The following is an 18,241-nucleotide window of genomic DNA, read 5'->3' on the forward strand; positions in this document are numbered from 1 at the left end:
GGATTCGGGGAGGTCGAGATGAACACGAGTGCCATGGCCCCTACCCGGCGCATGCAGCCCGGGCGTGAGGTGGGCTCGCTGACGCAGGCCGCTGCCCGGGCGGGGCTGACCGCGCGTGGAGTGATCTACGTGCTGGTCGGAGTGCTGGCACTGCGGATCGCGTTCGGCGACGGCGGACGGCAGGCCGACCGCAGCGGTGCGCTGGCCGAGATCGCGGACGAGCCGTTCGGTGCCGTACTGCTGTGGGCACTGGGTATCGGGCTCGCCGGCATGGCCGTGTGGCGGTTGTCCGAGGCGGTGTTCGGGTCCCTCGGGCCGGACGGCCGCAAGGTGAGGAAGCGGCTGCTGGGACTGGTCCGGTGCGTGTTCTATGCGTTCGTCGCCTACTCCGTGCTGTCGTTCGCAACCGGTTCCGGCAAGGGTTCGGGCACGGGCGGCGGATCCAGCGACGAGCACTCGCGGGATGTCACGGCCAGGGCTCTGGGGATGCCCGCCGGTCAGTGGATCGTGGGCGCCGCCGCGGTCGGCATCGTCGTGGCGGGGGTGTGGATCGCGGCCCGTGCCGTCCGGCGGAAGTACCACGACGAGCTCAAGCTCGGCGAGATGTCGCCGGGCCAGAGGCGACTGGTGGACATCGCCGGCGTCGGCGGAGGCGCGGCGCGTGGGCTGGTGTTCGCCGCGGCGGGTGCCTTCGCGCTCCGCGCCGCTGTCGACTACCGGCCCGATCGGGCCAAGGGGCTCGACGACACCCTGCGGTCGTTCGCGGACACGCCGTTCGGGCCGTGGCTGCTGATGCTCGTCGCGGCCGGGGTCGTACTGTTCGGCCTCTTCTCCTTCGCGCTCGCACGCTGGCGCAGGGTCTGAGGGTCCGCTCTCCAGGCCCTGGAGACAGGGCAGTTCGCTCGGACGTTCGCGGATGTGGTCGGCAACAGGCCCTTGACGTCCGCCCCTTGCCGACCGGTCTGCAGGAACTCGCTTATCTCTTCCGGGATGCACCGCCGGCCGGCCCGTCGATCGCCCGCTCCACCGCCGTGCGCGGGGAGCCTCTGGTGGCGGGGACATCTGTCCGAGCCGGGGATCGCCGCCCATCTGTCGTGAAATCTCCGCGGAATTGTCCGTGATCGGTAACAGACGGATCCTGCAACGGTCTTCCTCCGTCCTGATGGGTGCACGGGACCACGGGAACGACGAGGAGCGGGGCGGACATGGTGCGGCATGGCGGACGAGGTTGGTACGGGCGGGTGCTCGCGGCGGCGGTCGGAGTGACCGCGGTGGCGACCGCCGCCACGGTGTGGACCGCGCAGGCCGGTCCCGGCAACGACTCCGGCGCGCGAGCGGACGTACGGGCGCAGCCCTCGACGTCGAACGCCCCGGGGCGGCGCCCCGCGAAGGCGCCGGTGTCCGTGGACATCGCCCACGCCTCCGACCGGGGCGCCCACGGGGTCAACATCACCATCGACGACGGGCCGGACCCCGTCTGGACCCCGCAGGTGCTCGAGGTGCTGCGAAAGAACGGCGTGAAGGCCACGTTCTGCATGGTGGGCACGCAGGCCCAGGCGCACCCGGACCTGGTCAAGGCGGTGGTGGCGGCCGGGCACCGGCTGTGCGACCACACGGTTTCCCACGACACCACCATGGACAAGAAGTCCGAGGCCTACCAGTCGCAGGAGATCCTGGGCGCCGAGCGCATGATCATCCAGGCGTCGGGGGGCGTCCGGCCGCAGTACTACCGTGCCCCGGGCGGCGCCTTCACGCCGTACAGCCGCCACCTCGCCGCCTCCGACGGAATGCGGCCGCTGGGCTGGAACGTCGACTCCAAGGACTTCGAACGTCCCGGCGTCGCCGCGATCGTGGCCACCGTCAAGAGCGAGATCCACAACGGGCCCACGCTCCTCTTCCACGACGCGGGCGGGAACCGCTCCCAGACGGTGGCCGCCCTGCGCGAGATATTGCCGTGGCTGAAGCAGCAGGGTTACTCCTTCGGCTTCCCCGTGCGCTGAACCTCGCCAACCGGCCGGGGAGTTCCATCACGGGTCGTCAACCGTCCGTCGCCGGAGTGCCGTTGAAGCGGATACGCGGTTCGTTCAGCGATGTGCGTAGGCGTCCGTCGCCGCCACCAGCGCCTCCGGCATGCCCGGTGCGCCGGTCGTGTGTCCCACGTCGCCCACGACGACGAGTTCGCTGTCCGGCCAGGCGTGGTGGAGTCGCCATGCCGTGCCGAGCAGGTTGCCGAAGTCGAGACCGCCCTGGACCAGCGTGCCGGGAATGCCCTTGAGGAGGGGGGCGTCGCGGAGGATGACGCCCCCGTCGTTTCCGTCGCCCAGGAAGTGGTCGTTGCCCCAGTAGTGGGTGACCGTGCGGGCGAATCCCATGCGGAACACGCGGTTCTCGTAGCGCTCGACCGATCGCGGTGGTGCCGGGATCGTCGCCGTCTCCCAGTCGGTCCACGCCCGCGCCGCGCGGGACCGCGTCTCCGGGTCCGGGGACTCGAGCAGCCGGTTGCAGGCCGCCGCCAGGTTGCCCTCGCGGTCCTCCTCCGGCAGCGCTGCCAGGAATCGCCGGAAAGCGTCCGGGAAGATGCGCCCGAGTCCCCTGGTCAGCAGGGCCACTTCCCGGTTCGAGCCCGTCGCGACCGCCGTCAGGACCAGTTCCGACACCGCCTGCGGATGTGTCTGCGCGTAGCGGAGCCCGAGCACCGAGCCCCACGAGGCGCCCCACACCAGCCATCGTTCGATGTCCAGGTGCCGCCGCAGCCGCTCCAGGTCGGCGATGAGGTGGGCCGTCGTGTTGACGCTCATGTCGGTGTCGTACGCGCTCGCGTGCGGGGTGGAGCGGCCGCAGCCGCGCTGGTCGAGCAGCACGATGCGGTACGCCGCCGGATCGCAGTACCGCCGGTGTCCCGCCCCGCAGCCCGAACCGGGCCCGCCGTGCAGCATGACGGCGGGCTTGCCGCACGGGTTCCCGCAGATCTCCCAGTAGAGACGGTTGCCGTCGCCGACGTCGAGCATGCCGTGGTCGTACGGTTCGATCTCCGGATACAGGCCCATCGCAGCACGGTAGCGCCGGCGGCTCCACCCTCGCTGCCCCTTTTTCACGTACCACGACAGGGCGAGGCGCCCGACGCGTTTCCGCCGGCTGGCCGTGGTGTGCGGTGCGGCTCGGCATCCCTCGCACGGATCACAACGTCTAGGATTGCACTGAAGATCCGGGTATGCCCCTTTCCCGAGCAGTCATCGGATCGCACCGTCGAGGCGCACCAAGCCCGTGGTCTTGATCAGGCTCTGCCAGGAGTTCTCGTGAACAGGCCGTGTGAAGGGATCCGCCCGGACTGCCGTCCGGACCTGGGGCGCGCCGTGATGGGACGGGGCGCGGTGCGCCCGTCCGGTTGTCCGGGACGTGCGCCGTCCCCGTTCCCCGCGGAAGGGAGCGCGTCGTGAGGCGGCCGGGGCGCCGGGAGACCGATAGCCGCCGGGCGCCGCGGCTCAGCAGCACGGGTCTGCAGGTGCCGCGTCCACCCGTGTGGCTGCGGTGGCTGCCGGCGATCTACGTCGCGGGCGTCCTGGTGCTCGAGCCGATCACTCCGGTGCAGTGGCCGGTGAGCTTCCTGCTGATCGCCCTCCCCGTCGTCGCCGCCTACGCCCACCCTCCCGCCACCGTCGCCGCCATCACGGTGTTCGCCGTCGCGTTCGAGGCTCTGCTGGCCGGCACCCCGTGCTGTGCCGGCCGCGCCGTGGGGTATCTGGGGGAGCGCCACTACGTCGCCGCCTACATCTCCACGGCGCTGGTCGGCATCCTGGGGACGATCCTGGCCGCCAGCCGGGCACGCCGGGAACAGACCCTGGCCACCGTACGGTCCGTGGCCGAGACCGCACAGCGAGTCCTGCTGCGGCCCGTGCCCCGCCGCCTCGGCCAGGTGTCGATCGAGACGCTGTACCTGTCCGCCGCCGCGGAGGCGCGGATCGGTGGTGATCTGTACGAGGCGGTACCCACCGCGCACGGCGTCCGCCTCCTCATCGGTGACGTCCGGGGCAAGGGCCTGGTGGCGGTGGAGACGGCCGCCACGATGCTCGGCGCCTTCCGTGAGGCCGCCCATGACGAGCCCGACCTGGCCGGGGTGGCGCGCCGGGTGGAGCGGAGCATGACCCGCAGGGCCACGGAGCTCGCGGGCAGCGAGGCGGCGGAACGCTTCGTCACCGCGGTGTTCGCGGAGGTCCCCGATGACGAGCCCGTGGTCCGCGTCGTCAACTGCGGTCACCCTCCTCCCCTGCTCATCGGCCCGAACGGCGTCACCGAGCTGGACTCGGCCGATCCCTCGCCGCCCATCAACCTCGGTGTTCTGGTCGGGGACGACTACCACGTGGAGGTGAGCCCCTTCCGCCCCGGTGACCAGCTGCTGCTGTACACCGACGGCGTCACGGAGACGCGCGACCCTACGGGGGCGTTCTACCCGCTGACCGAACGGGTCCGGTCGTGGGGCGCTCTGCTTCCCGGTGAACTTCTCGAACGTCTGCACAAGGACCTGCTGGCGTACAGCGGCGCGAGCCTCGACGACGACACCGCCGCGCTCGCCGCGTACCGGCTTCCCGATGACGTCCAGAGGGAGACCGGGCCACACGGGCGGTGACGGGGGGCGCCCTCGCCGTGAGCGGTCAGAGGCTGGTGGCGCCGATGATCGAGGACACGATCCGGTCCTGGGGTGCGGTGATCGCGTTCACCCGAACGGGGAAGAGGCCGTCGGGTTTCACGGACACGGGCACGGTGCTCGTCACGGACAGGCGGGTGCGCGGCGTGCCGTCGCAGAACACGGCCTGGGGGCTGCAGCACTGCTGGGCACGATCGTCATGGCCAAGCTCGTCTCCGAGGGCGGCAACGCCGGACGGCGCTCGTGCTCGGCCTGGTCGTGGCGGCCCTCGTCGGGGAGGTGAACGGACTGCTCGTGTCCCGGCTGCGTCTGCCGCCCTTCATCGTGACCCCGGGCGCGCTGACCGTCGTCAATGTGCTGCGTTCCGGGCTCACCCAGGCGGGTATCGACAGCCTCTGCCAGGACGTGGCGACCGGGACTCTCGTCATCGTGGCGGTCGGTGTGGACCAGGTGCTCCGCAGGAGCGGCCCACGGTGACACCGGAGCGCGTCACGGCCGGTCGGGGACGTCAAGTCGTTCCGAAGGCGGGGCGTCCAGGGTCGGTGTGTCCTCCGGGTTCAGCAGGGCGGTGAGCCTTCGCTGCTGGGGCAGCTCGGCAGGTGACGACTCGTCAGTCGAAGAGCGGGGGACCGTGTCGGTACGGTCGCCGTCACCTTGCCCAGGCACCTCGGCCGGTCCCCCGCCGGTCCGCAGCACGGCCCACACCCGTCGCCGCACACTGCGGCCGTGTCCGTGGAGCAGGCCCAGGACGATCGCCGCGGCCACCGCGATCAGGTGCTCCCGGCCCGCCAGGTTCGGGATGGCGATGGACTCCCACACCATCGACCCGCCGGTGAGGCTGAACACCACGGGGGCGCGCCGGATGACGGAGAGGTAGGTGAACAGACCCACGACCGCGGCGGACGGTCCCGTGTCGAGCACCTGCCCGACCTCGGGCGGCAGCCCCAGCCCCCACCAGCCCGGCCCGAGCGCGATCATCACCCGTACGGTGAGGGTGCCGGCGAGTGTGGTCACGTACGCGACGGCCAGTGTGCGGGCGCGCCCCAACGCCAGCTCCGCCAGGGCGAAGGCGAGGAACAGCTGGGTGATGCCGGCCCAGACCGGAAGGTCCAGGGCGGGGACGTACAGCGACACGGGGGTGCGCAACAGGGCCAGCCACAGCGGCAGGTCGGCATAGACGCCGCCCAGGAGCCGTACCGCCACAGCGCCGGTCGGATGCTGCGCGATCGCGTGGAAGAAGATCACACCGAAGGCGGCGACGAAGCCCAGCACCACCCCGGACAGGCCGCGCCGCAGCAGTTGCCGTACCGGACCGACGACGATGCCGTGCCACTCACCACGCACCGTGCGTCCGACGAACAGCGCGGCGCGCAGCAGTGCGGCGGCCGCTCCGCCCCAGGCTCCGTCGCCGCCGGCGGACGGTGCCGTACCGCCGTGTGGTCCGTCACCCCTCGTGCCGTGGTCATCGGCACAGTTGTGAGGCCTTTCCACCTCTTGACGCAAGGACTTCCCCCCCCAACGCCCCCAGAGCGCACAATTGTACGGGTTTGAAATCCAGCCGCTCGTCCCGGTGGCGCCGGGTACGTGCCCTCGTGTCGCGGTCGCGGTGGCCGGTTCCGTCCGGGGGTGGCCGTCCCGGCCCGGCTCCTTGCCACTCCTCGGCGTTGCGGGGATTCTGCACACGATCGGCAGCCCATCCACCACGCCGCACCGGAGCCGCCCATGAGCGCCGTCGTCTGGATCACCGAAGGCACCTGGCCCGCCTGCGTGGACGCCGCGCTCGACCGCGCGGTCCCGGGCGAGGAGATCGTGCTGCTCCACGTGCGCGACGACACGGTCGCCGCAGCGGCGCACGGCGCGTTCGCCGGGCTCCTCGGCCGTGGTCGTCCCGAGCGGGATCCCGGGCACCGGATCGAGGGGTTGTCTCAGTCGTCCGCGGGGCGCCTGCTGGATGCCGCGGCGGGGCGTCTGGGGCGCCCGGCCCGCCAGGTCCTCACCCAGGGCCGCATGGAGCGGAAGGTCGTCGAGGAGGCCACCGGCGCGGATCTGCTGATCTGCGCACGGGACGGTGACCGCTCCCGGCTCGGCCCGCACAGCCTCGGCCCCGCCACTCGCTTCGTGGTCGACCACGCGCCCTGTCCTGTGCTGCTGGTGTGGCCGGGAGAGGTCCCGCCGACCACGTTGCCGCCGCCTCCGCCGCCCCGTCGCTGACTCGGTGTGCCGACATCGCCGACTGGGTGTGCCGTCGAGGTCCCGGACAGGCCGGAACCCCGGCCCGATTCCGGCGGGCCGGGGTTCTCGTTCTCCATGACAGGTGGCGACTCGGTCAGTCCCAGTCGTGGTCGTTGTCGTGGTCGTGGTCGTGGTCGTTGTCGTGGTCGTGGTCGCGGCCGTGGTCGAAGTCGCAGCGGTCGAAGCCGTAGCCGTAGCCGAAACCGAACTCCTCGCCGTCACCGCGACCGAAGTCGCCGCGGCGGTCGCAGATCACGCGGAAGCTGCCCACGACGCCGTGCTTGACCTTGACCCCGCCGTGGACGCGCCGGGGGTGCAACCCGTCGCTCTGGCTCCAGGGGCCGACGACAGCGATCGGAGCGCCGTTGTCGCAGGTGACCCCGCTGAACACCTCGACGGTCTTCCTGCTGTCGTTGACGATGTTCAGGCTGTTGGAGCCAAGGCCGCTGACGATGGTGACGCAGCCGTCCGCGATCGCCGGGTAGTCCCGCTCGTTGATGTGGATCCTGCCGATGTGGGGACGGTAGTGGCGGTAGTGGTGGTGGTGCTCACGACCCTCGTTGCCCTTGCTGTTGTTGTTCTCGTTGTTGTTGCTGTTGTTGTTGCCGCTGCCGCCCTCCAGGGCGGCGGCCGGGGCGGCGGCGACGGCGGCCGAGCGAGCAGGCTCGGAGGCGGCCGAGGCGTAGGTGATGCCGGTGGCCACCAGGGCCGCACCGGCCGCGATCGCGGCGGTCACTGCAGTGGAACGCGTTGCCATGTCACTTCTCCTGTCTCAGACACGTCGGCTGTGAACCGATGCGAGACTGAAGTTACATATCGGCGGGAGACGGAAGTCTTTCGACATACCGACCATATGACGAACAACCCTGTCGGAGTAACGGTTCGCCATCTACCCCCGGGGCACCAGATCTCGACGCCGGGTCGGTCGTTGATGAGACGTCAGGCCCGTCGACGCGGGCCGGTAACCAACCGGCCGGCAACCGGCCAGGAACAAGTGACTCCCCTCGCTCGTACCATCTGTGCACCGGGGGGACACTGTGCAGCAATATCGCCGTAGGCGAGGAAAGTGAGTCACGCCATGTCCGAGACCACGACCGCGACTTCCGAACTGACATCGCAGTACGCCGCCCAAGTGGCCGGCGATCTCGAGCGCAATGTGAAGGAACAGGAACGTGTCGGCGTCGAAATCGCCTCTCTGCAGGAGCAGTTGACGACGCTTCAGCACGATCACGCGGTGCTGGTGACCATGCAGAACGCACTCGGTGTCCCGACGGCGCCGATGGAACCCGTCGTCGCCCCCGGGAGCGCCACGGTGCCCGCTCCCCGGAAGAAGTCCCCTGCCGGATCCGGCACGGGCAAGCAGCCGCGGGCGAAGAAGACCGCCCCCGGGCAGACGCGCACGACGGGCCGGAAGAGCGCCGGAAAGAACGCCGCGGGCGAGGTCGCGGACCGGGAGGCCCAGGTCACGGAGACCCAGTCCACGAAGACGCGGGCCACGAAGACGCAGCCGACGAAGACGGAGACCGCGAAGACGGATCAGCCCACGTTGGTGGAACTCGTCCGCGCCCACCTCACCGAGCGCGGTGAGCCGCGTTCCGCGGCTGAGGTCGCCACCGCGCTCGGCGAGGCCCATCCCAAGCGCGGCATCAAGACCACCGTGGTGCGGTCCACGCTCGAAGCGCTCGTGGCCAAGAAGCAGGCCCAGCGCACCAAGCAGGGAACCGCCGTCTTCTACACCGCACCGGACGCCGCCGAGTCCGCGGCGGCGCACGAGACCGAGGACCGGCCGGAGCAGGACCGGTAAGGCCGCTCGGTAAGGCTTGTGCCGCCCTCCGGCGATCACTGGGGTCGCCGGTACGGGCACGATGCGCGTGATGCCGACCGGCCGGACGTCGACCGAGGAGAAGTCCACCGGCGCCCGGGAGTCGGCGGACCGGCTCCGGTGCGCGCGGGCGGACGACGAGCCGGCGCGGCACCCGGGCGGGGCCCTGACGGACACCGGAGTGGGAGGCGCCGGCGAATGTCATCGCTCCCCAGGCGGCCTCCGCGGTCGAGGAGTTGAGAGTCCTCCCGGCCGGTCGCCGAGCCGGCCGACGCGTGTTCGGCGCCGTCTGAGTCCGGGGCCTGGCGGTGAGCCCCGCCGACGCCGGTCTGCCGTTCGGGCGCGTCCCGGTGGCGGGGAGTGACGCGAGGCGGCTTGCTGGTGCCAGGGGCACCGGAGGGAGCGAGCCGCGTATGACCGAGACCGGGGCGGGTCAGCAGGCGTTGCAGACCCCGCGGGCCGCCGGGCTGGCCGGAGTCGTCTTCGCCCTCCTGTTCGCGGCGGCCGTCGTGCTGCTCCGGCTGTCGATCCCTCAGGGCGCCGAGGCGGTCACCGCCCAGGGGCTCACGGACCCCGCTCGACGCAGCGCGGTCAAGACCGCGCTCGCGCTGGTGCCGTTGGCCGGCATCTGCTTCCTGTGGTTCATGGGGGCGCTGCGGGCCCGTATGGGTGAGTCCGAGGACCGGTTCGTCGCCACCGTCTTCCTCGGCAGCGGGCTCGTCTTCGTGGCGACGCTGTTCGGGGTGGCCGCGGCGGCCGCGGGTGTACTGGCCACCACGGACACGCCCGGCGGCACCCCCGGCCCGCCCGTCTGGGACTTCGGCCGCCACTTCGCGTACACCCTGCTCACCGTGTACACGACGCGGATGGCGGCGGTGTTCACCTGCTCCACGTCGGTCATCTGCCATCGTCTCGGACTGCTGCCGCGGTGGCTCAGTGCACTGGGCCTCCTCACCGCCCTGACACTGCTGTTCGTCTCGACCGGTGTCCCCTGGTCGGAGCTGGTGTTCCCGGGATGGTCGTTCCTCGTCGGCGCCTGGGTCTTCACGGTGCGCCGCGGCCCGCGGCCGGGCGCCGCAGCGGTGTCGTAGCGGGGGCCGGTCACTCCTTCGGCGCGCCTCGGCGGGCGCGCCTCCACCCGGTCCGGCGATGCTGGCGTGGGGGATCTGACCGCCGTCCGACGGTGCCGCGAGGGTGGCGTCCGGCGGACCTGGCCGCCGAAGGAGCGGAGCGCTCATGAGGCTTGTCGTCGATCTCAACAGGTGCCAGGGATACGCGCAGTGCGCGTTCCTCGCACCGGATGTCTTCGCCCTGCACGGCGAGGAGTCGCTGGTCTACAACCCCCACGCCGACGAGGGACAGCGGGAGAGGCTGGCGCGCGCCGTCGCGGCCTGCCCGGTGCAGGCCATCCTGGCCGACGGGCTGGACGACGTGGTCCAGGCGCCCGTCGAGGCCGGGCAGGAGACCTCCCATGCGCGCTGAGGACTTCCTTCAATGGCTCAGGCGCGAGGGCCGGATCGTCATCGTGGGTGCCTCGCTGGCGGGACTGCGGGCCGCCGAGACGCTGCGCGCCGAGGGTTTCGCCGGTTCGCTCACGATGATCGGTGACGAGCCCCACGAGCCGTACGACCGGCCGCCCCTGTCGAAGGCGGTCCTGCTCGGCAAGGCGTCACCGCGGCGGACCGACCTGCCCCGGCGCCTGGAGATCGACGCCAAGTGGCGTCTGGGTGTCGCGGCGACCGGCCTGGACATGACGGCCAAGCGGGTCAGACTGGCCGACGGGGACGAGGTGGAGTACGACCGGCTGCTGATCGCCACCGGTGTGCGCGCCCGGCCCTGGCCGAAGGAGTCGGAGGCCCAGCTGGACGGTGTCTTCGTGCTGCGCACGCGCGACGACGCGACCGCCCTGCTGCGACGGCTGCAGGCCTCCCCGCGCCGGGTGTTCGTCATCGGCGCGGGCTTCACCGGATCGGAGATCGCCTCCGCCTGCCGGGAGCGGGAGGTCGCGGTGACCGTCGCCGAGCGCGGGGACGCACCGCTGGTGGGCGCCCTGGGCGGGGTGATCGGCGCGGTGGCCGCGGAGCTGCAGCGGGAGAACGGTGTGGACCTGCGGACCGGTGTCATGGTGACCGCGCTGGAGGGCGACTCGGTGGGCCGGGTGCGGGCCGCCCACCTGTCCGACGGCGGTGTCGTGGAGACCGACGTCGTGGTCGTCTGCCTCGGTGCGACCCGCAACACCGACTGGCTGGAGGGCTCCGGGCTCGGTGCGGGGCCCCGGGGCATCGCCTGCGACGCGGGCTGCCGGGCCTTCGACTTCCGGGGCATCGTGACCGACGACGTCTACGTCGCCGGCGATGTGGCCCGCTCTCCGCACCCGTTGTTCAGCTATCAGTTCCTGTCGCTGGAACACTGGGGCAACGCGGTCGCCCAGGCCGAGGTGGCCGCGCACAACATGATCAGCAGCGGTGCGGACCGGCGTCCGCACCTGTGGGTGCCGGCCTTCTGGTCGTCGCAGTTCGGTGTGAACATCAAGTCGGTCGGTGTGCCGTCCATGGGCGAGCAGATCATGATCACTCAGGGATCGCTGGCCGAGCGCAGGTTCGTCGGGGCGTACGGCTACGAGGGACGGGTCATCGCCGCGGTGAGTTTCGACAACACGCGGTGGCTGCAGTTCTACGAGCGGCTGATCGAGACGGCCACGCCGTTCCCGCTGGAGTTCCCCACGGTCGACCGCCGTCCCGAGGGCCGGCAGCCGGTGCCGGCCGACTTCCCCGACCCGTCCCTGCCGACGCACGGCCCGACCGTGACACTCAGCGGCTACTCGCCGGTCGACCGCCGACTGGTGTTCACGCCGGCCCGCCGCTGACCGTCTCCGGTCCCCGCGCTTTTTCGCTCCCGACGGACTTCACGCCCCAAGGACCGCTCATGACGCACTCCTCGCTCCTGCACCGGATCACCGACTACGCCAGCCGCGCGAACCCCTATCCGCTGTACGAGGAGCTCCGGAGGACTCCGGTGCTGCACGAGGAGGAGGGCGGTCCGTACCTCGTCGGTTCGTACTGGGACATCCTGAGCCTGCTGCATGACCCGCGGATCAGCTCCGACGCCGGCAATCTGGCCGCCGCCGGAGCCGGCGAGGCGGTCGGGACGGAGGAGACGGGGCTGCCGCCGAGCTTCATCCGGCTCGACCCTCCGGAGCACGACCGGCTGCGCCGGATCGCCAACGGGTCCTTCGGGCCGCCGCACTGTCCTCGCCGGATCGACGCGATGCGCGGTGAACTCGCCGGGATCGTCTCGGGGTTGATCGACGGGTTCGGGGACGCGCGGCAGATCGACGTGGTGGACCAGTTCGCGTACCCCTTCCCGGTGACCGTGATCTGCAGGCTGCTCGGCGTACCGCGCGAGGACGAGCCGCGCTTTCGCGCCTGGGTCGAACCGATCGTCGCCGGCCTGGATCCGCAGGCGGGTGAGGACCAGGCCGAGCGCCTGCGGTCCACGCGGGAGGCGCGGGTGCAACTGGGCCTGTACTTGGCGGAACTGGTCGAGCGGCGCAGGAGGGAGCCCGGCAACGACATGCTCTCCGAGTTGGCGACGAGCCACGGCCCGGACGGGCCCATGACGACGATGGAGGTGCTCAGCACGTCGGTGCTGCTGCTGATCGCGGGCCACGAGACGACGGTCAACCTGATCGCCAACGGCATGCTCACCCTGCTGCGGTATCCGGAGTTCCTGCGCAAACTGCGCGACGACCCCGGCCTGGCCGTCACCATCGTGGAGGAACTGCTGCGTTACGAACCTCCGGTGCAGCTCGTGCCGCAGCGGACCTGCATCGCGGACATCGAGGTGCGCGGAGTCACGATTCCGAAGGGTTCGCGCATCTGGCTCGTCCTCGCCGCGGGCAACCGGGATCCGGAGCGGTTCAAGGACCCCGACCGGTTCGATCCCTACCGGGGCGACATCCAGCACCTCGGCTTCGGCAGCGGCATCCACTCCTGTTTCGGCGCCCCGCTGGCCCGGCTGGAGGCGCAGATCGCGTTGTCCGAGCTGGCTCGCAGGCTCGACAACCCGCGTCTGCTCGAGGACCCGCCCCCGTACCGGCAGAACGCGGTGCTGCGCGGGCCGCGCCATCTGGCCGTCGGCTTCGACGGCCTGCTTCCCTAGGGGGTGCGTGCCCGGTCCTCCCGCGGGCGGAAGGGTCCACCGGCTCGCCTCGGCGGAGTGGTCGGGCGCGGTCGGGTTACCCGCTCACCCATGACTCGGCTGCGGAAACGGGAAGGCAAGGACCACCGGGCGCGTCATGGCCACCGGCCGGGCGCGGCGGACCGTCGCGGTGAGCCCGCCACGGATTCCACGGCCGCGCGGTTCGGGCCGGACCCGGACGTGGCAAGCAGGGCTCCGGAGGCGCCGACCGAGCTGCCCCGGCGCTCCTGGTGGGCGGTGTTCCGCGGCACGCTGCGCGAGTTCGGGAAGGACGAACTGACCGACCGGGCCGCGGCCCTGACCTACTACGGGGTGCTGTCCCTCTTCCCGGCGCTGCTGGTGCTGGTGTCCCTGCTGGACATCGCCGGGCGGTCGGCGACGGACAAGGTGCTGGCCAACCTGAAACAGTTCGCCCCGGGTGCCACCCGGGACATCATCACCCGGGCCGTGGCGCAGTTGCAGGGGCACAGCGGCACCGGGTCCGTGATGGCGATCGCGGGCCTGGCGCTGGCGGTGTGGTCGGCGTCGGGTTACATCGGCGCGTTCATCCGCACCGCGAACGCCGTCTACGACATTCCCGAGGGCCGGCCCCTGTGGAAGGTCCTGCCCCTGCAACTCGCGGTCACCGTCGCACTCATGGTGCTGGCCCTGGCGAGCGCGCTGATCGTGGTGTTCACCGGCGGGCTGGCGCATCAGGTGGGCGCGGCGCTGGGGTTCGGGCACACGGCGCTCCTGGTGTGGTCGATCGCCAAGTGGCCCGTCCTCGTCGCCCTGGTGACCGTCATGCTGGCGATCCTGTACTGGGCCACGCCGAATGCGAAGGTCCACGGCCTGAGGTGGATCACACCGGGCAGTGTGCTGGCGCTGGTGCTGTGGATGGGCGCGTCCGGGGCGTTCGCGTTCTACGTCGCCACCTTCTCCTCCTACAACAAGATCTACGGCACCATGGCGAGCGTCATCGTCTTCCTGGTGTGGCTGTGGATGGGCAACCTGGCGATCCTGCTGGGCCTGGAGTTCGACGCGGAGACCGCGCGTCAGCGGGCGATCGCCGGCGGTCTTCCCCCCGACCAGGAACCGTACATCGAGCCACGTGACACCCGTGCGTGGGACGACGAGGACCGGCGCGGCCCGGACTGACGAACGGCCCGGCCCCCTGGGCCTGTTGCGAGCTGATACCGGAAACGAGCGAACCGCCGGGCCGGTTCGATCATCTTCCTTCGGGGACCACGGCGTTCCCGGTCGTTCGCAGGGGACAGGAGCCGAAAGGAAGACCCGTGCCGGTCATCAGTCAGCGGGTGCACTTGGTGCTGCTCGCCGCCTGGACAATCCTCTGGTTCGCCGTGGTGGAGCGGCACGGCGGGTTCTCCTGGCACTATCTGCAGCAGGGCGGGAAACTGCTGTATCAGGGCGCCGGCCGCGACGGCGGTCTCAACCTGTACGCGCATCACCCCGAGCTGCAGATGGGCCCGCTCAGCTTCCTCGTGGCGGGTCTGTTCAACCCGTTCCCCGATGACGTCGGACAGTTCCTGGCCGCCGCCCTGATGTCCGTGCTCGGCCTGGTGATCCTGGTTCTCGCCGGACGCAGCGCCGCCTCGTACTTTCTGGGCACCGGGACGAACCACCAGCGGCTGCGGCAGCGGGTGCTGATCGCGGGCCTGGCCTTCATCCCCATGTGGATCGAGGTTTCGGTCCGCTTCGGGCACCTCGACGACGTGCTGGCGTTGTTCTTCACCGCCCTGGCGGTACGCTCGGTCACCCTCGGCAACGCGGCCGGGGCCGGTGTCTTCATGGCCCTGGCCATGGACTCCAAACCGACGGCGCTGGCCTTCCTGCCACTGCTGCTCGCGTTGCCTAGACACCAGTGGCTGCGAGCCGGTCTGTGGTGCGCCGGACTGGTCGCGGTCGCCTGGCTGCCGTTCTTCATCGGCTCCCCGCACTCGATGGCGGCGGCGCACTTCACCATCCCCAACCAGCCGGCGTCCGCGCTGCGCTGGCTGGGCGTCGGCGCCCCCGAGACACCGCCCTGGGACCGCCCCGCGCAGGCCGTGGTGGGTCTGACGCTCGGCTGTTTCGCCGTCTGGCGCGGCCGCTGGGCCGCGGTCGTCCTGCTCGGCGCCAACGCGCGGATCGTGCTGGACCCCAGCGTCTACACCTACTACACGGCGTCCGTGCTGCTGGGCACGCTGCTGTGGGACGTGATCGGCCAGCGGCGCCTCGTCCCCTGGTGGAGCTGGATCGGGTTGCTCACGCTGTACGGCAGTGTGTTCGTCGTGCCGGACGACTCGGCCCGCGGTCTGATCCGTCTGGGCTTCGTGGCCGTCTCCACCGCGTACGTCCTGTTCTGGCCGGTACGCGACCGCGGCGACCGGCGCTCCCACGGCCGGGGCCGGACGCGCCGTCCGACCACGCCCCCGGCGCAGCGCGGCCGGGACGCGGCCCCCGGCGAGCCGGAGGCGACACTCGGCTGACCGGCACGCAACAGCGCCCCGGCCGCCGTGAGGCGGCCGGGGCGCTCGGAACTGCCGGTGTCAGATGGACGGGCCACCGAGGTCGCCGGGCTTGACGCGGCCACGCCAGGCGCCGGACTCGCCGCCACGCTGTTCGATGAACTCCTTGAAGCGGCGCATGTCTCCCTTGACGCGCCGGTCGATCACTCCGAGCGTGTCCGCGGTCTTCTCCGCCACTCCGCCGGGTTCGACGTCCATCACGAGCTCCACCCGGGTGTGGGTGTCGTCCAGGCGCTGGAAGCGGACCGTGCCCTTCTGCCGGGTGTCGCCGGAGGTGGTACGCCAGGCGATCCGCTCGTCGGGGAGCTGGTCGACGATCTCGGTGTCGAACTCGCGCCGGACTCCGCCGATCTTGGTGGTCCAGTGGTTGTGGCGGTCGTCGAGCTGCGTGACCTCCTCGACGCCCTCCATGAAGTTCGGGAATTCCTCGAACTGCGTCCACTGGTTGTACGCCGCGCGCACCGGAACGTCGACTTCCACCGTTTCCTTGACCGTGCTCATCTGCGCCTCCTTCTCGCTGATCGACTGCGGCGGGGCATCGGCCCACCGCGCGGACCTCGGCACATTGCGGCGGGTACCCGAGATCCGTCCGTTTACCGCTGCGGGACGACCGCGGGGCGCGGGGGTGGTGGGCAGCAGCAGCGCGGTGGCCGCCCGACCTGCGCGGAGGCAGGGTGGAAGGCATGGGTTCCCGCACGGGTCCGGCCGGCCTGCGGCAGCCGTGGCAGTCGAGCCATGCGCTGCTGTTGCTGCCGATCGCCCTCATCCTGGTGATCACGGTGGTGGACATCCACTCCCCCACGAACATCCACCTGGGACCCGCCCTGGTGATCGCCCCCGCCCTCACCCTGTCGTTCGCCGGGCCGCGGCTGACCGGTCTCGTCGGGGCGCTGGCGGTGGTGGCACAGTTCCTCATCGCCGTTCTTCACGGCGGGCTGACCACCACCAACCACATCGTGCAGCTGGTCACCCTGGCCGTGCTGTGCACGCTGACCGTGATCTACGGGGCGATCCGCGAGCGGCGCCGCGCCCAGCTGGCCCAGGTCAGATCCGTGGCCGAGGCGGCACAGCACGTCCTGCTGTGGCCGCTGCCCGAGCAGATCGGCGCCCTGAGGGTGGCCTGTCTGTACATGGCCGCCGAGGACGAGGCACAGATCGGCGGCGACCTGTACGCGGCGACTCGCGTCGACGCCGCGGTACGCGTCCTGATCGGCGATGTGCGCGGCAAGGGTCTGGCAGCGATCGGCGAGGCCGCCCTGCTGCTCGGCGCCTTCCGGGAGGCCGCCCACCGGCAGTGCTCCCTGCCGGAGCTGGCCACCTCCCTGGAACGGAGCGTGACCCGGTACCTTGCCGACTTCGAACCGCCCGAGGAGTTCGGGGAACGGTTCGCCACCGCCCTGCTGCTGGAGATCAGCGACACGGATCCGACGACGCGGATGACCAGCTGCGGGCATCCTCCGCCGCTGCTGCTCAGTCCCGGGCATGTCGTCACCGTGCCGAGCCTGCACCCGGCCCCGCCGATGGGGACCGACGGATGGGGGCCCGCGGACCACACGCTGGACGTGTTCTCGTTCGAGCACGGTGACACCCTCCTGCTGTACACCGACGGCGTGATCGAGGCGCGGGACGCACACAGCCGCTTCTATCCGCTGGCGGAACGCGTCGCCCAGTGGACGGAAACCGGGCCTGAGGCGCTGCTGCACCACGTCCGGCGGGACCTCCTCGCCCATGCCGGCGGTCGCCTCGACGACGACGCCGCTCTCATCGCGCTGCAGCGCGCCCCGGTCGGCCACCGGGGCCGGCAGCAGGACCGCACCGTCCATGCCGACGGTTTCCGTCACCGTCCGGGAGCGCGGCGGGACGGGTGAGGGGCCGCACATCGCCGGCCCCGTTCGGCGGTCCCCTGCCTCGGTACCCCCACCCAGGGGTGTTTGGCTCCCGTTCACCCAAGCGACATCAAAAGTGCCCCTCTATGCCACCCATTGCCACGGAGAGGCGTGCATTGTCGGATATCGGACACCGCATCCGCACACAGAAAGTCGACCGACATGGGCCAGATTCTTGTAGCCGTGGCGACGAAGATCGGCGCCGCGCTCGCCGAGGCGCTCGTCCTACGCCTCGCTTGGCAGTTGTGGACCGCCTACGAGCGGCGCCAGCGCACGGCCGCCGCACCGGCCGCCGCCTGACACACGACGACCGCCACGGCCCACCGCCGCACACGCCGGTGGCCCGGCAGCGGTGCCGCCGCCGGGCCGCCGGGCGCGTGAGCCGGTCGTCTCAGGCCGTCCGCCCGGCCGGGGCGCGGCTCTCGCCTCCGTTGTGCCCTGCCGCCGTTGCGTCGCCCCGTTCACGCGTCCTGCCGCTGCGTACCAGCCAGGTGGCTCCGCCGACGGCCACCGCCACCGGCCATTCCAGAGCCCCCGCGACCGCCATCGCGGTCAGCCCGCCGTAGAACACGAGGTCCTTCCCGGACGGCACGCCGGGCATCCGCGACGTCGCCTCCCTCGCCGTGATGGTCAGGTCGTCCCTCGTGATGTACGGAATCCTCAGTGAGGGGTGCACCGTACGCGTGTGAAGGTGCAGGCCACCGCCCTCGTGCGCATGGGTTTCCGCCGGCTGGGTCCGGGTCGCCTCCCCCGGTGCTGTTGGCATTGTTCCGGCCATCCCCCTGCCCTCCTCTCATGGAGTCGCTGTGGTGTGCCACTTCAATTCTCGCTCGCTCCGCCCGGACCAGGATCCGCGATCCAGGCGAAAACTGGACCAGGATCCGTGATTCAGGTGAAAAAGGGATGTCTGCTGACATTTCGGTTGAAGTAGGCGATTCTTGGCTACTCGCGT

Annotated in this window: 19 protein-coding genes; 14 read left to right on the top strand and 5 right to left on the bottom strand. The window is 71.2% G+C overall.

Going from position 1 to position 18,241, the window contains the following annotated elements; genetic code table 11:
- The first annotated feature begins 18 nt into the window (after positions 1-18).
- Positions 19-864, top strand: a complete 846-nt coding sequence (locus AC5WS8_RS00695) for a DUF1206 domain-containing protein (RefSeq protein ID WP_496101252.1) — start codon at positions 19-21, stop codon at positions 862-864.
- Positions 865-1,205: 341 nt separating this feature from the next.
- Positions 1,206-2,000 carry a polysaccharide deacetylase family protein gene (locus tag AC5WS8_RS00700; protein ID WP_496101253.1) on the top strand — a complete coding sequence of 265 codons (795 nt, stop codon included), beginning with the start codon at positions 1,206-1,208 and terminating at the stop codon, positions 1,998-2,000.
- A gap of 84 nt (positions 2,001-2,084) precedes the next feature.
- On the opposite strand, the gene pip is transcribed toward AC5WS8_RS00700, so the two are convergent.
- Positions 2,085-3,047: a prolyl aminopeptidase gene (gene pip, locus AC5WS8_RS00705; protein WP_496101254.1), complete on the bottom strand. Its 963-nt coding sequence runs from the start codon at positions 3,045-3,047 to the stop codon at positions 2,085-2,087.
- 455 nt (positions 3,048-3,502) lie between these two features.
- Here pip and AC5WS8_RS00710 point away from each other — a divergent pair, with 455 nt between their 5' ends.
- Both AC5WS8_RS00710 and AC5WS8_RS00715 read left to right on the top strand, forming a co-directional pair.
- Entirely contained in the window at positions 3,503-4,624 is a 1,122-nt protein-coding gene (locus AC5WS8_RS00710; protein ID WP_496101255.1) for a PP2C family protein-serine/threonine phosphatase, read from the top strand.
- Positions 4,625-4,885: 261 nt separating this feature from the next.
- A complete protein-coding gene (locus AC5WS8_RS00715) occupies positions 4,886-5,119 on the top strand; it encodes a hypothetical protein (protein WP_496101256.1) in 234 nt (77 codons plus the stop codon).
- Between the two features lie 12 nt (positions 5,120-5,131).
- On the opposite strand, the gene AC5WS8_RS00720 is transcribed toward AC5WS8_RS00715, so the two are convergent.
- Complete coding sequence (locus AC5WS8_RS00720; protein WP_496101907.1) at positions 5,132-6,004, bottom strand: hypothetical protein; 873 nt, start codon at positions 6,002-6,004, stop codon at positions 5,132-5,134.
- 360 nt (positions 6,005-6,364) lie between these two features.
- Between AC5WS8_RS00720 and AC5WS8_RS00725 the strand changes: the two genes are divergently transcribed.
- Positions 6,365-6,853: a universal stress protein gene (locus AC5WS8_RS00725; protein WP_496101257.1), complete on the top strand. Its 489-nt coding sequence runs from the start codon at positions 6,365-6,367 to the stop codon at positions 6,851-6,853.
- A gap of 115 nt (positions 6,854-6,968) precedes the next feature.
- Here the strand turns inward: AC5WS8_RS00725 and AC5WS8_RS00730 are convergent, their stop codons facing one another.
- Complete coding sequence (locus AC5WS8_RS00730; RefSeq protein WP_496101258.1) at positions 6,969-7,631, bottom strand: hypothetical protein; 663 nt, start codon at positions 7,629-7,631, stop codon at positions 6,969-6,971.
- A gap of 321 nt (positions 7,632-7,952) precedes the next feature.
- Between AC5WS8_RS00730 and AC5WS8_RS00735 the strand changes: the two genes are divergently transcribed.
- The 7 genes from AC5WS8_RS00735 to AC5WS8_RS00765 all read left to right on the top strand — a co-directional run bounded on the left by AC5WS8_RS00735 (position 7,953) and on the right by AC5WS8_RS00765 (position 15,364).
- The gene (locus tag AC5WS8_RS00735; RefSeq protein ID WP_496101259.1) at positions 7,953-8,678 is read left to right on the top strand and encodes a hypothetical protein; all 726 of its coding nucleotides are present in this window, start codon (positions 7,953-7,955) and stop codon (positions 8,676-8,678) included.
- Positions 8,679-9,109: 431 nt separating this feature from the next.
- Positions 9,110-9,787, top strand: a complete 678-nt coding sequence (locus AC5WS8_RS00740) for a hypothetical protein (protein WP_496101260.1) — start codon at positions 9,110-9,112, stop codon at positions 9,785-9,787.
- Between the two features lie 145 nt (positions 9,788-9,932).
- A complete protein-coding gene (locus tag AC5WS8_RS00745; protein WP_496101261.1) occupies positions 9,933-10,178 on the top strand; it encodes a ferredoxin in 246 nt (81 codons plus the stop codon).
- On the top strand, positions 10,168-11,562 hold the full coding sequence (locus AC5WS8_RS00750) for an NAD(P)/FAD-dependent oxidoreductase (RefSeq protein ID WP_496101262.1): 1,395 nt from the start codon (positions 10,168-10,170) through the stop codon (positions 11,560-11,562). Before AC5WS8_RS00745 ends, AC5WS8_RS00750 begins: the two co-directional genes overlap by 11 nt.
- 59 nt (positions 11,563-11,621) lie before the next feature.
- Positions 11,622-12,857, top strand: a complete 1,236-nt coding sequence (locus tag AC5WS8_RS00755) for a cytochrome P450 (protein ID WP_496101263.1) — start codon at positions 11,622-11,624, stop codon at positions 12,855-12,857.
- A gap of 90 nt (positions 12,858-12,947) precedes the next feature.
- On the top strand, positions 12,948-14,033 hold the full coding sequence (locus AC5WS8_RS00760; RefSeq protein ID WP_496101264.1) for a YihY/virulence factor BrkB family protein: 1,086 nt from the start codon (positions 12,948-12,950) through the stop codon (positions 14,031-14,033).
- A gap of 137 nt (positions 14,034-14,170) precedes the next feature.
- A complete protein-coding gene (locus AC5WS8_RS00765; RefSeq protein WP_496101265.1) occupies positions 14,171-15,364 on the top strand; it encodes a hypothetical protein in 1,194 nt (397 codons plus the stop codon).
- Positions 15,365-15,424: 60 nt separating this feature from the next.
- Here the strand turns inward: AC5WS8_RS00765 and AC5WS8_RS00770 are convergent, their stop codons facing one another.
- Complete coding sequence (locus tag AC5WS8_RS00770) at positions 15,425-15,904, bottom strand: SRPBCC family protein (protein WP_496101266.1); 480 nt, start codon at positions 15,902-15,904, stop codon at positions 15,425-15,427.
- Between the two features lie 182 nt (positions 15,905-16,086).
- Between AC5WS8_RS00770 and AC5WS8_RS00775 the strand changes: the two genes are divergently transcribed.
- Together AC5WS8_RS00775 and AC5WS8_RS00780 are read left to right on the top strand one after the other, a co-directional pair.
- Complete coding sequence (locus AC5WS8_RS00775) at positions 16,087-17,271, top strand: PP2C family protein-serine/threonine phosphatase (protein ID WP_496101267.1); 1,185 nt, start codon at positions 16,087-16,089, stop codon at positions 17,269-17,271.
- Positions 17,272-17,451: 180 nt separating this feature from the next.
- On the top strand, positions 17,452-17,589 hold the full coding sequence (locus AC5WS8_RS00780) for a hypothetical protein (protein ID WP_496101268.1): 138 nt from the start codon (positions 17,452-17,454) through the stop codon (positions 17,587-17,589).
- 91 nt (positions 17,590-17,680) lie between these two features.
- Here AC5WS8_RS00780 and AC5WS8_RS00785 read toward each other — a convergent pair whose 3' ends face one another.
- Entirely contained in the window at positions 17,681-18,067 is a 387-nt protein-coding gene (locus AC5WS8_RS00785) for a hypothetical protein (RefSeq protein ID WP_496101269.1), read from the bottom strand.
- Positions 18,068-18,241: the final 174 nt, after the last annotated feature.

Source organism: Streptomyces sp. PTL18, from assembly GCF_059510295.1.